Source organism: Pseudomonas sp. M47T1 (assembly GCF_000263855.1).
GTDB lineage: Bacteria > Pseudomonadota > Gammaproteobacteria > Pseudomonadales > Pseudomonadaceae > Aquipseudomonas.
In genome coordinates this window covers 52,165-64,106 of sequence record NZ_AJWX01000011.1, presented here as the reverse complement: position 1 = coordinate 64,106, position 11,942 = coordinate 52,165, and the positions used below count along the sequence as shown (strand labels likewise).

Genomic DNA, 11,942 nt, shown 5'->3' with positions numbered 1-11,942 from the left:
GCGAGGATGCCATGTACAGAGCGATGATTGTCGATGACCACCCCTTCATTCGGGCCAGCGTGCGGGTGCTGCTGGAGAAAATGAAAATCAAGGTGGTGGCCGAGGCGGACAACGGTACCGATGCCGTGCAGATGGTGCGCGACTTTTCGCCGGACATCGTGGTGCTCGACATCGCCATGCCCTGCATGGACGGCCTGGAAGTGATTGCGCGGATCAAGGCGCTGGGCGTCAGGGTGAAAGTGCTGATTCTGACGTCCCAGGCACCGGACTACTTTTCCCTGCGCTGCATGAAAATGGGCGCCGCCGGGTATGTGTCCAAGTCCGATAACCTCAACGAACTGGTCAAGGCCGTGCAGGCGGTCACCAGCGGCTACTCGTACTTCCCCGACGTGGCCTTGAGTTCGGTGCACCGTGGCGACAGCCTCGATTCCGAGTCTCAATGCATTTCCCGGTTGACCGACCGTGAGCTGTTGATCCTGCAACAACTGGCGCGCGGCTACAGCAACAAGGCCATCGGTGACGCCATGCTGCTGAGCAACAAGACCGTCAGCACCTACAAGACCCGGCTTATCGAGAAACTGCGGGTCAAGTCCCTGGTTGACCTGGCCGACCTGGCCAGGCGCCATGCATTGATCTAGGAAACCTGGCCATGCGCGCACGGATGTTTTGCTGGCTATGGCTGTTCCTGGCGCCGTGGGCGCTGGCCGAGGAGACTGGCCCCACGCTCTATGGGCGCTCCAACCTGGCCGTTGGCCTGCTGGACCTTGAGCTGACCGACGATGACCGGCGTTGGCTATGGCAGTGCCGGGTACTGCGGCTGGGCGTCAGCCTGCCGGAGTACGCGCCGTTCGATATCCTTGGCACCGGCCAGGAATACGAGGGCATCACCGCCGATTATGCGGCGTTGGTAGCAGGCTTGCTGCACCTGAGCGTGCGAGTGGTGCGCTACCCCACCCGTGCCGAAGCGCTGGCCGCGGTGCGCGACGGCGACATCGACCTGCTGGGCACCTCCAACGTGTTCGAGGCCGCCACGGCCAACCTGGTGTTGTCCCAGGCCTACGCCCAGGACGAGTCCGTGCTGGCCACGCGCCGGGATGATCACACCGCCTTGCTTGGCGGCCTGCGCGACCGGCGCCTGGCCATGCAGGAGTTCTACTTGCCGCGCGCGCTGGTTGAAGGGCTGTATCCCGAGGCGCGCTTGCAACTGTATCCCTCCACCCTGACGGCGCTGGGGGCGGTAGCCTTCGGCCAGGCCGATGTGTTTCTGGGCAACGCCCTGGGCGCCTATTACCAGATCTACAAAGGCCAGTTGGGTGGCCTGCACCTGAACCATTTCGAGCAGGTGCAAAGCAACTATTTCGGCTTTGCCGTCTCGGCCCACAATAGCCGGCTGTTGACCTTGCTCAACACCGCCCTGCAGGCCATTCCCGAACACGAGCGCCTGGCCATCCTGGGGCGCTGGAGCGTAGGCGGGGTCAGCATCGGCCAGCGCCGCGAGCTGCAACTCACTGAGGCCGAACAACGCTGGCTGAACCAGGCGCGCCCGCTCAAGGTGCTGATGGACGAGCAGTTCGTGCCCCTGAGTTACCGTGACGATCAGGGCCGCTACCGGGGCGTGAGTGCCCAGGTGCTGGAAGTGATCGGGCAAATGACCGGGCTGACCTTCGAGGTGGCGTCTGGCCTGACCCTGGCGCAAATGACCGAGCAGGTGCAGCGCGGCGAGGCCGACCTGATTGCCGCGTTGCCGCAAAGCCGCGCTCGCGAAGAGCAGTTGGGCTTTACCCGCGCCTACCTGAGCAGCCCCCGGGTGCTGGTGACTCGCGACGAGCCCAAGGCGCCGTACTCGCTGGAACAGCTGGAGGGCAAGCGCCTGGCGTTGGTGCATGGCAGTTTTTTGCTGGACCAGGTCCTGTCGCAGTACCCCGGCATTGTCCATGTACCGGCGCGCAGTGCCGACCATGCGCTGTCGCTGGTTACCGACGGCAAGGCGGACGCCGCAGTGCTCACCCTGATTGGCGCGCGTTATCGCATTTCTCGCCAGTACGCAGGGCTGTTGCGCGTCAGCGCGACCTTGCCGGTGCGCGCCGCCAGCCTGGCGTTCGCCACGTCGCGTAACTCACCGGAACTGCTGTCGATTCTCAACAAGGCGCTGTTGGCCATCCCGCCTCAGGAAATCAATGACCTGGCCGCGCGCTGGCGTGGCGAAGTGGTGCTGGAGGAGGGTTTCTGGATGCGCCATCGCTGGCATATTGCCCAGGCGGTGCTAATGGGGTTGCTGGTCTGGGGCCTGCTGGTGGGCTGGCTTACCCAACTGCGGCGCCAGGTAAAACGCCGCAACATCGCCGAACAGGCGTTGACCAATCAGCTTGAGTTCATGCGGGTGATGATCGACGGCACCCCGCACCCGCTGTACGTGCGTGACCGCGATGGCTGCCTGCTGACGTGCAACACCAGCTACCTGGATGAGCTGCAACTCACCCACGACGAGGTGGTCGGCAAGCCTGTCGCCGATACCGCGGCGTTCACCGTCGAGCAGGCCGAAAGCTATCAGCAGGCCTACCTGCAAGCCATGGAAGCCGGGGTGAAGGTGGTCGAGGACCGCGACGTGATGTTTCGCAACGGCGAGAGTAAGACGATCTGCCACTGGGTGTTGCCTTACCGGGGCACCGATGGCGAGATCGCCGGACTCATCGGTGGCTGGATAGACATCACGGATCGTCAGCGCCTGCTGCAGGCCTATCAGCATGCCAAGGAGGCTGCCGAGGCCGCGAACCGTGCCAAGACTGTGTTCCTGGCCACCATGAGCCACGAAATCCGCACCCCCATGAACGCCATCACCGGCATGTTGGAATTGGCCCTGAAAAAATCTGCGCAGGGGCGGCTGGATCACCTGTCCATCGAAGTGGCGGCCAGCGCGGCCACCGGCCTGCTGGCGTTGATTGGCGACATTCTCGACATCACCCGCATCGAGACAGGCCAGCTGAACCTGGTGCCACAGCCCACGGACCTGATGCTGTTGGTGGAAGCGGTGGTGCGGCTGTTCCAGGTGCAGGCCCGGCACAAGCGCGTGCGCCTGACGCTGCAAGTGCACGGCGAACTGGACCGCGCCGTGATGCTTGACCCCCTGCGCTTCAAGCAGGTTATCTCCAACCTGGTCAGCAATGCGGTGAAATTCACCCAGGAAGGCACGGTGGTGGTGGCTGTCTACCTGACACCCACTGCCGATGGCGTGGGCGCGCGCCTGGACATCATCGATACCGGCGTGGGTATTCCGCCGGACGAGTTGGCCAAGCTGGGCGATGCTTTCGCTCAGGCCAGCAATAACCAGCAGTCACCCCGGGAAGGCTGCGGCCTGGGGCTGAATATCAGCCGTACGCTGTGCGCCATGATGGGCGGCCAGATGCGTTTGCACAGTGTGCTGGGCAAGGGCACCCGGGTTACCGTCGAACTCGCCCTGCGCTGGGCCGAGGGCAACGCGCCCGCCCCGGTGCGGGACGTGACGCCCGCCAGCCGGGTGCTGAATATCCTGGTGGTGGACGACTACCGCGCCAACCGCATTTTGTTGCAGCAGCAACTGGCGTACCTGGGCCACCGGGTCACCCTGGCCGACGATGGCCAGGCCGGCCTGGTGTGCTGGTTGCGTGGGGGCTTTGACCTGGTAATGAGCGACTGCAACATGCCCGGCCTGGACGGCTACCAACTGGCCCATGCCATTCGCGTGCATGAACGGCGCAGCCAATCCCCGCCCTGTCGCGTGCTGGGCTTCACCGCCAACGCCGTGCCCGAGGAGCGCGCGCGTTGCCTGGCGGCGGGCATGGATGGCTGTCTGTTCAAGCCCTTGAGCCTCACCGACCTGGCCGTGGCGTTGCAGCCGGCTGGCAGCGAGCCTGCGGTCAAGGCTGCCGGCGCCATGGGCGAGGGGATTGACCTGGGGGCCCTGGAAGAGCTGACCGCCGGCGACAGCACCGCGCTCAAGGCATTGCTGGACGACCTGGCCGAGTGCTGTCGCGAGGACTTGCACAGCCTGTCCACCCTGGACCGGGAACGTGACCGCAAGGCGCTCTCGGACCTGGCCCACCGGATCAAGGGCGGGGCGCGCATCATCCAGGCAACCCAATTGCTGGACGCGTGCGAGCAGCTGGAGCAGGCCTGCGCTAAAGGCCAACAACCACCGTCAAGCACAGTGATCGAGCACCTGCACGGCGCTCTCAGCGACCTGACTGCGCGGCTGGAACGCCACTGCCGCGGGTGAAATTACCTTCCCCACACAGCGCTGACTCAGGACACAAAATAGCCAACGCCTAACGACCAGGCCATGGCTCGTTGGATAGGCATTGTGCCAAAAAAGAAGTGGCGCCGGTACGGCGGGCGCCCCCCGTTGACGCGGTTACTTGTTGTACTTATCCAGGCGGCTCTTGACCCGGTCGGTGATCTCGATGCAGTCCTTGACTTTACCCTCGTCCCGGGCCGCAGTAGCGTCGGCGATATCCTTGTCCACCAGCTCATGCACCTTGGGGTCGGTAGTGCCGGCACTGTTGATGCGATCCTGCAGACGCTGGATATTGGCGTCGCACGTCTGCGTGTCTGCAGCACTGGCCTGGAAACTGATGGCCCCTGCCAGTAATAACAGCCCACAACCTAACATTCGCTTCATGGATGACGTCCTCGATCAATGGTTAGAACCGTCGTGTAACAGACGTTACAAAGCCAGTGTAGGTGGCTTATCTGGTACGACAGATGTTATTGCGGCTTGGTTCAGACAAAGATGCAGGCAAAAGGCTTTTATTCGTGCCTGCCGTTTCGAGCAATTCGGCGCCTCTCTGTGGCAGCAACTTGATTAATAGATATAATCATTAATTAAGTTATCCATGTGCCCCATAATCACAACAAGAGATGCACGCTATGCCTGCGCTTTCCGCTACGTCGCGCCCGGTCCTGACCGTGGCGCTGTGCTGTGCCGTTGCCTTGCTCGAAGGCTTCGACCTGCAATCCACGGGTATCACCGCACCCGCGCTGGCCAAGGCCTTTGGCCTGGCGCCGGCGGCGTTGGGCTGGGTGTTCAGTGCAGGGCTCATGGGCCTGCTGCCCGGTGCCTTTCTGGGTGGCTGGCTGGCAGATCGGCTGGGGCGCAAGCGCACCTTGCTGGGGGCGGTGTTGTTGTTCGGCCTGTTCACGCTGTACACCGCCCATGCCGCCAGCTACCCCAGCCTGTTGCTGGCGCGGCTGTTGACCGGCCTGGGGCTGGGGGCGGCGCTGCCGATCATCATCGCCCAGGCCAGCGAAGCGGTCTCGCCGCGTTTTCGCAGCACGGCGGTGAGCTTTACCTACTGTGGCGTGCCCTTGGGTGGCGCGCTGGCTTCACTGATCAGCCTGTCGGGCCTGGGCGAACAGTGGCGCGTGGTGTTTTACCTCGGCGGGCTGGCACCTCTGCTGATCGCAGCGGCCCTGGCCCTCTGGATGCCGGCGCCTGTGGCCAGGCCCGTTACCACGCGCCAGTCCCGTGGTGCGGTGGCGGTTGGGTTGTTCAGTGAGGGTAGGGCGCGGCGCACGTTGTTGTTATGGGTGGCCTGTTTCTTCACCCTCACGGTGCTTTACCTGCTGCTCAACTGGCTGCCGTCGTTGCTGTTGGCCAAGGGCTTTGATCGGGTACAGGCTGGCTGGGTACAGGTGCTCTTCAACGTGGGCGGGGCCGCCGGTTCGCTACTCACCGGGCGGCTGATGGACCGCGGCCGTACTGTACTGGCGGTGGCCATTGCCTACCTGGGCATGTTGCTGGCGCTGGCCGCCCTGGGGCTGGCGGCGAGTTTCGGCGCCATGGCCCTGGCGGGCCTGGTGGCCGGCTACTGCTGCATTGGTGGGCAGTTGGTGCTGTACGCGCTGGCGCCACAGGCCTACCCGGCGTCCATGCGTGCCACCGGCGTGGGGGCCTGCGTGGCGGTGGGGCGCCTGGGCTCCATGGCCGGGCCCCTGGCGGCGGGGCAGATCCTGGCCGCGGGCGCCGGGGTAGGCGGGGTGCTGATAGCCGTGTCACCCGGGCTGGTGATCGCCGCCATCGCGCTGTTGTCGATGCTGGGCGAGGGGGGCGGCGAGCCGTCAAGTCAAAAAATAGTTAACAATATTAATCATTAATTGACGTAACTGTTTCGCCGCGCTACTGTCCAGTCATCCATAACGCACAGCCCACAGAACAAGAGGTGTGAAATGAGCCGATACGCAGATCGCTGGCAGACCGTGACCGTTGACGTCGAAGAGGGCATTGCCTGGGTTACCCTCAACCGTCCGGAAAAACGCAACGCCATGAGCCCCACCCTCAACCGGGAAATGCGCGACGTGCTGGAAACCGTCGAACAGGATGCCGACGCCCGGGTCCTGGTGCTGACCGGCGCCGGCAGTGCCTGGACTGCCGGCATGGACCTCAAGGAATACTTCCGCGAAGTGGACGCCGGCCCCGAAATTCTTCAGGAGCGTATCCGCCGCGATGCCTCTGAATGGCAATGGAAATTGCTGCGCCTTTACAGCAAGCCGACCATCGCCATGGTCAACGGCTGGTGTTTCGGCGGTGGCTTCAGCCCACTGGTGGCGTGCGACCTGGCCATCTGTGCCGACGAGGCCACCTTTGGCCTGTCGGAAATCAACTGGGGCATCCCGCCGGGCAACCTGGTCAGCAAGGCAATGGCCGACACCGTAGGCCACCGCCAGTCGCTGTACTACATCATGACCGGCAAGACCTTCGAAGGTCCCAAGGCCGCCGAAATGGGCCTGGTCAACAAGAGCGTGCCGCTGGCGCAACTGCGTGAAGAGGTGATGTTGCTGGCCCGCGACCTGCTGGACAAGAACCCGGTGGTGCTGCGCGCGGCCAAGAACGGCTTCAAGCGCTGCCGCGAACTGACCTGGGAGCAGAGCGAGGACTACCTGTACGCCAAGCTAGACCAGGCCCAACTGCGCGACCCCGAGCACGGCCGCGAGCAAGGGTTGAAGCAATTTCTCGATGACAAGAGCATCAAGCCGGGCCTGCAGGCCTACAAACGCTGATAGCGTCCTGTATTGCCCCCATTGCTTCTGTGGGAGCGGGCCTGCCCGCGAAAAGAACACCGCAACGCGTCAGACGATCCTCGGTGAACTTTTCGCGGGTAGATCCCGCTCCACAAACGCAGTGAGTCCAGGCACATTCAAATCACGAGGAATGAGGCATGTTCGAAGTCCCTCTACTGATCGCCGGCCAATCCCTGAGCGCTCGCGACCGCCGCACGTTCGAGCGCCGCTGCCCGATGACCGGCCAAGTGGTGTCCATCGCCGCCGCGGCCACTGTTGAAGACGCCGATGCAGCGGTGGCCGCTGCCCAGGCAGCCTTCCCGGCCTGGGCCGCCTTGGGCCCGGGCGAACGCCGCGTACGCTTGCTGCGCGCCGCCGACCTGATGCTGGCACGCAGCAGCGAGTTCATGGCCATGGCCGCCGAAACCGGGGCCATGGCCAACTGGTACGGCTTCAACGTGCAACTGGCCGCCAACATCCTGCGCGAAGCGGCTTCCCTGACCACCCAGGTGCAGGGCCAGGTCATCCCTTCGGATGTGCCGGGCAGCTTCGCCATGGCCCTGCGCCAACCGTGTGGGGTCGTTCTCAGCATCGCCCCGTGGAACGCGCCGGTGATCCTCGCCACCCGCGCCATCGCCATGCCGCTGGCCTGCGGCAACACCGTGGTGCTCAAGTCCTCGGAACTGAGCCCGGCTGTGCACCGGTTGATCGGCCAAGTGCTGGAAGATGCCGGCATCGGTGCCGGTGTGGTCAACGTCATCAGCAACGCCCCGGCCGATGCCGCGGTCATTGTCGAGCGGCTGATTGCCCACCCGGGCGTACGCCGGGTCAACTTCACCGGCTCCACCCACGTGGGCCGGATCATCGGCGAGCTGTCGGCACGGCACCTGAAACCGGCACTGCTGGAACTGGGTGGCAAGGCGCCGTTTCTGGTGCTGGCCGACGCCGACCTGGACGCAGCGGTGGAAGCGGCGGCATTTGGCGCCTACTTCAACCAGGGCCAGATCTGCATGTCCACCGAGCGGCTGATAGTCGACGTGGCGGTGGCCGATGAATTCGTCGCCAGGCTGGCCCGCAAGGTAGCCACCCTCAAGGCCGGCGACCCAGCCGATAGCCAGTCGGTGCTCGGTTCCCTGGTAGACACGTCGGCCGCCAGCCGCATCCAGTTACTGGTGGGCGACGCGGTGAACCTCGGCGCCACACTGGTGTGTGGCAGTGCACCACAGGGCAGCGTGATGCAGCCGGTGTTGCTGGACCAGGTCACCGCCGCCATGCGCCTGTACCACGAGGAGTCCTTCGGCCCGGTGGCCGTGGTGCTGCGGGCCGACGGTGACGACGCCCTGCTGGCGCTGGCCAACGACTCGGCGTTCGGCCTGTCAGCGGCGATTTTCAGCCGCGACACCTCCCGTGCTTTAGCCCTGGCCCAGCGGTTGGAGTCGGGTATTTGCCACATCAACGGGCCCACGGTGCACGACGAAGCGCACATGCCTTTCGGCGGCGTGAAGGCTAGCGGCTACGGCAGTTTCGGCGCTACCAGCGCCATCGAACAGTTTACCCAGCTGCGCTGGGTGACCGTGCAGAACGGGCCTCGCCACTACCCCATTTAACGTACCTCGATCTACCTGCTTCCAATAACAACAGGCCCCAGGCCCGGCAGAGGGATACCACGTGAATCGTTCAACGCAGAGCGCGCCCTGGCGCGCCGTGAACATCGGCCACCCGCAGATGCAGGTCGATGAAGTGCAGGGCGTGCTGCACATGCGCGCCCTGGAACCGTTGCAAGCCCACCCGCAGCGCCTGATGGAGCGCCTACTGCACTGGGCGCACACGCGCCCGCAGCAGACGTTCGCCGCCCGCCGTGGCGTCGACGGTCAGTGGCAGCGCATCAGCTACGCCGACATGCTCGTGCGCACCCGGCACATCGCCACGCACTTGCTGGGCATGAACCTCAGTGCCGAGCGGCCACTGGTCATCCTGTCGGGCAACGACCTTGAGCATCTGCAACTGACCTGCGCCGCGCTGTACGCCGGCATTCCCTATTGCCCGGTGTCGCCGGCCTATTCGCTGATGTCGAAAGACTTCGGCAAGCTGCGCCACATCATCGACACCCTGACGCCCGGGCTGGTGTTTGCCGCAGACACCACGTTCAGCGCCGCCATCGAGGCCGTGGTACCGGCCAATGTGCCGTTGATCATGGGCGCAGGGGTACTGCCGGGGCGTGCCTGCCAAGCCTTCAGCGAACTGCTCGCGCCCGGGGACGCGACCCCCGCCGACGCGGCCTTCCAGGCGCTGACGGCCGACTGCATCGCCAAATTCCTGTTTACCTCCGGCTCCACGAAAATGCCCAAGGGCGTGGTCACCACCCAACGCATGCTTTGCGCCAACCAGCAGATGCTGTTGCAGACCTTTCCCGAGTTTGCCGAGCAGCCGCCGGTGCTGGTGGACTGGTTGCCGTGGAACCATACCTTTGGTGGCAGCCACAACGTTGGCATCGTGCTGTATAACGGCGGCACCCTGTACATCGACGACGGCAAGCCCACGCCGCTCCTGTTTGGCGAGACCCTGCGCAACCTCGGCGAGATCTCGCCCACGGCCTACCTCACGGTGCCCAAGGGCTGGGAAGAGCTGGTCAGCCAGCTGGAGCGCGACGCTGACCTGCGCGAGCAGTTCTTCAAAAACATGAAGCTGTTTTTCTTCGCCGGCGCAGGGCTGTCGCAATCGGTGTGGGACCGTTTGGAACAGGTGTCGGTGGCACACTGCGGCGAGCGCATCCGCATGATGGCGGGGCTGGGCATGACCGAGACCTCACCGTCCTGCACCTTCACCACCGGGCCCTTGTCGGTGGCCGGCTACGTGGGCCTGCCGGCGCCGGGCTGCGAGGTCAAGCTGGTGCCCCGCGACGGCAAGCTGGAAGTGCGCTTTCGCGGCCCTCACGTGATGCCCGGCTATTGGCGCTCGCCCCAGCAGAGCCTGGAGGCGTTCGACGAGCAGGGTTTCTATTGCTCGGGCGATGCGGTACGGCTGGCCGACCCCGGCAACCCGCAACTGGGCCTGATGTTCGATGGGCGCATTGCCGAGGACTTCAAGTTATCGTCTGGCGTATTTGTCAGTGTCGGGCCGCTGCGCACGCGAGTCATCCTCGACGGGGCGCCGTACGTGCATGATGTGGTGATACTGGGGCCCGACCGTGACCGCCTGGGGCTGCTGATTTTTCCGCGCCTGGAGGAATGTCGGCAGTTGGCCGGGCTGGCTTCGGGGGCCACGGTAGCCCAGGTGCTCGGCGCCCAGCCGGTACAGGACTGGCTGGGCAGTTTGCTACAGCGCCTGAACCAGTACGCCACCGGCAGCGCCAGCCGCATCGATTGGGCCAGCCTTGCGCAAGAGCCGCCGTCCATCGACCGAGGTGAAATCACTGACAAGGGTTCGATCAACCAGCGGCAGGTGTTGCAATGCCGGGCGGCGGTGATTGATGGGTTGTATGACGGGCAGGGTGAAAGGTTGATGGCCCTCTAACCGCTGTAGCCGCTCAGCCCTGGTAAACCTTGCGCAACAACCCCAGTAACTGCCCACGCTCCTGGGCACTCAGGTTCGCCGTGGCCTCCTGGTCACTGCGCGCCGCCACCTCTCTGAGTTCCTTGAGCAGCGCCTCCCCGGCCTTGCTCAGGAACAGTCCATAGGAACGCTTGTCCGGGTTGCAGCGTACGCGCAGGGCCAGGCCGCGTTCTTCCAGTTTGTTGACCATGGGCACCACCTGCGGCGGCTCGATGGCCAGGCTCTTGGCCAGTTCCGCCTGGGTTGGCCCCGGGTTCTGGGCAATGATGGCCAGGGCCGAGAATTGTGCCGGGCGCAGGTCATAGGCGTTCAACTGCTCGACCAGATGCTGGAATACCTGAATCTGCGCGCGACGCAGGGCATAGCCAATCAGTTCGTCGAGCGCGCCGGTGTCCAGCGTGTCGGGGGAGGAGGGCGGCGTGCTGGGTAGGGCCATGATGTCCGGCTGCCTTTATTGGAATCGTTAACCAGTATAACGGCTTTCCCACCGGCAGGCATCTGCGCAGCCGGGCTGACGAAGGGCATATTGACGGCGCTCCGATAGCGTTCAATACTGTGCTGAAATTCATATAGATGACTAAATAACTAAAAGAGCAGTCTTCCCATGAACAGTCTTTCCAGTGATGAGCGCTTGCCGCTGTACCAGCGCCTGCGTGACCAGCTAGCCGAACAGATAGCCCGCAACCGCTGGGGGGCTGGCGAAGCGATTCCCACTGAGTCGGCCCTGGCCGCCGAGTACGGGCTGTCCATCGGCACTGTGCGCAAGGCCATTGACCAACTGGTGAGCGAGTCTCTGCTGGAGCGCCAGCAAGGGCGGGGCACCTTTGTCCGGCGCCCGCAATTTCACTCCTCGCTATTTCGATTCTTCCGCTTCCAGGACGCCGACGGCACACGTCAGGTACCCGAAAGTCGCATTCTCTCCAACGAGGCTGTGAGTGCCCCCGCGCAGGTCAGCCAGGCCCTGGCCCTTGAGCCCGACGCCATGGTCATCCGCCTGTTGCGCCTGCGGCTGTTGAACGGCCAGCCCTTGCTGGTGGAGGAAATCTGGCTGCCCCGCGAACCTTTCGCCGCCATTCTCGAACACGACCTCAACGCCCAGGGCCCGCTGCTGTACCCCATCTACGAAAGCCTGTGCGGGCAAGTGATTGCCGCGGCCGATGAAACCCTGACGGCCGAGTCGGTGAGCGAGGTGCACGCCCGTCTGCTGCGTGTCGACGCCGGCAGCCCGGTGGTGGTGATCGAGCGCCTGGCGCGCAACTACGCCGGCCAGCCGCTGGAGTGGAGACGGTCCTGGGGCCATGCCCGGCACTTTCGCTACAGCGTCGAAATCCGTTGAAACACCCCTTATAAGGATAAGA

9 protein-coding genes are annotated in these 11,942 nt (G+C 64.4%); 7 read left to right on the top strand and 2 right to left on the bottom strand.

Annotated features, from left to right (window positions below; all coding sequences use genetic code 11):
- Positions 1–11: 11 nt before the first annotated feature.
- A complete protein-coding gene (locus tag PMM47T1_RS13465) occupies positions 12–638 on the top strand; it encodes a response regulator transcription factor (protein ID WP_008369650.1) in 627 nt (208 codons plus the stop codon).
- Positions 639–649: 11 nt separating this feature from the next.
- Complete coding sequence (locus PMM47T1_RS13460) at positions 650–4,252, top strand: transporter substrate-binding domain-containing protein (RefSeq protein WP_008369649.1); 3,603 nt, start codon at positions 650–652, stop codon at positions 4,250–4,252.
- A 135-nt stretch (positions 4,253–4,387) separates the two neighbouring features.
- On the opposite strand, the gene PMM47T1_RS13455 is transcribed toward PMM47T1_RS13460, so the two are convergent.
- On the bottom strand, positions 4,388–4,654 hold the full coding sequence (locus tag PMM47T1_RS13455; RefSeq protein ID WP_008369647.1) for a hypothetical protein: 267 nt from the start codon (positions 4,652–4,654) through the stop codon (positions 4,388–4,390).
- 248 nt (positions 4,655–4,902) lie between these two features.
- Between PMM47T1_RS13455 and mhpT the strand changes: the two genes are divergently transcribed.
- The 4 genes from mhpT to PMM47T1_RS13435 all read left to right on the top strand — a co-directional run bounded on the left by mhpT (position 4,903) and on the right by PMM47T1_RS13435 (position 10,545).
- A complete protein-coding gene (gene mhpT / locus PMM47T1_RS13450; protein WP_008369646.1) occupies positions 4,903–6,129 on the top strand; it encodes a 3-(3-hydroxy-phenyl)propionate transporter MhpT in 1,227 nt (408 codons plus the stop codon).
- Between the two features lie 72 nt (positions 6,130–6,201).
- The gene (locus tag PMM47T1_RS13445) at positions 6,202–7,032 is read left to right on the top strand and encodes a p-hydroxycinnamoyl CoA hydratase/lyase (RefSeq protein ID WP_008369644.1); all 831 of its coding nucleotides are present in this window, start codon (positions 6,202–6,204) and stop codon (positions 7,030–7,032) included.
- A gap of 158 nt (positions 7,033–7,190) precedes the next feature.
- Positions 7,191–8,639, top strand: a complete 1,449-nt coding sequence (locus PMM47T1_RS13440; protein WP_008369642.1) for an aldehyde dehydrogenase — start codon at positions 7,191–7,193, stop codon at positions 8,637–8,639.
- Between the two features lie 118 nt (positions 8,640–8,757).
- A complete protein-coding gene (locus PMM47T1_RS13435; protein WP_081492651.1) occupies positions 8,758–10,545 on the top strand; it encodes a feruloyl-CoA synthase in 1,788 nt (595 codons plus the stop codon).
- A 13-nt stretch (positions 10,546–10,558) separates the two neighbouring features.
- On the opposite strand, the gene PMM47T1_RS13430 is transcribed toward PMM47T1_RS13435, so the two are convergent.
- On the bottom strand, positions 10,559–11,020 hold the full coding sequence (locus tag PMM47T1_RS13430; protein WP_008369638.1) for a MarR family winged helix-turn-helix transcriptional regulator: 462 nt from the start codon (positions 11,018–11,020) through the stop codon (positions 10,559–10,561).
- A gap of 168 nt (positions 11,021–11,188) precedes the next feature.
- On the opposite strand from PMM47T1_RS13430, the gene PMM47T1_RS13425 reads away from it, so the two are divergent.
- The gene (locus PMM47T1_RS13425; RefSeq protein WP_008369636.1) at positions 11,189–11,920 is read left to right on the top strand and encodes a GntR family transcriptional regulator; all 732 of its coding nucleotides are present in this window, start codon (positions 11,189–11,191) and stop codon (positions 11,918–11,920) included.
- Positions 11,921–11,942: the final 22 nt, after the last annotated feature.

What these genes read in the sequence shown, in the direction of transcription:
- PMM47T1_RS13435 (WP_081492651.1), top strand. Translation starts at nt 8,758, where the DNA reads ATGCAGGTCGATGAAGTGCAGGGCGTGCTGCACATGCGCGCCCTGGAA.
- PMM47T1_RS13425 (WP_008369636.1), top strand. Translation starts at nt 11,189, where the DNA reads ATGAACAGTCTTTCCAGTGATGAGCGCTTGCCGCTGTACCAGCGCCTG.
- PMM47T1_RS13460 (WP_008369649.1), top strand. Translation starts at nt 650, where the DNA reads ATGCGCGCACGGATGTTTTGCTGGCTATGGCTGTTCCTGGCGCCGTGG.
- PMM47T1_RS13455 (WP_008369647.1), bottom strand. Translation starts at nt 4,654, where the DNA reads ATGAAGCGAATGTTAGGTTGTGGGCTGTTATTACTGGCAGGGGCCATC.
- PMM47T1_RS13465 (WP_008369650.1), top strand. Translation starts at nt 12, where the DNA reads ATGTACAGAGCGATGATTGTCGATGACCACCCCTTCATTCGGGCCAGC.
- PMM47T1_RS13430 (WP_008369638.1), bottom strand. Translation starts at nt 11,020, where the DNA reads ATGGCCCTACCCAGCACGCCGCCCTCCTCCCCCGACACGCTGGACACC.
- mhpT (WP_008369646.1), top strand. Translation starts at nt 4,903, where the DNA reads ATGCCTGCGCTTTCCGCTACGTCGCGCCCGGTCCTGACCGTGGCGCTG.
- PMM47T1_RS13440 (WP_008369642.1), top strand. Translation starts at nt 7,191, where the DNA reads ATGTTCGAAGTCCCTCTACTGATCGCCGGCCAATCCCTGAGCGCTCGC.
- PMM47T1_RS13445 (WP_008369644.1), top strand. Translation starts at nt 6,202, where the DNA reads ATGAGCCGATACGCAGATCGCTGGCAGACCGTGACCGTTGACGTCGAA.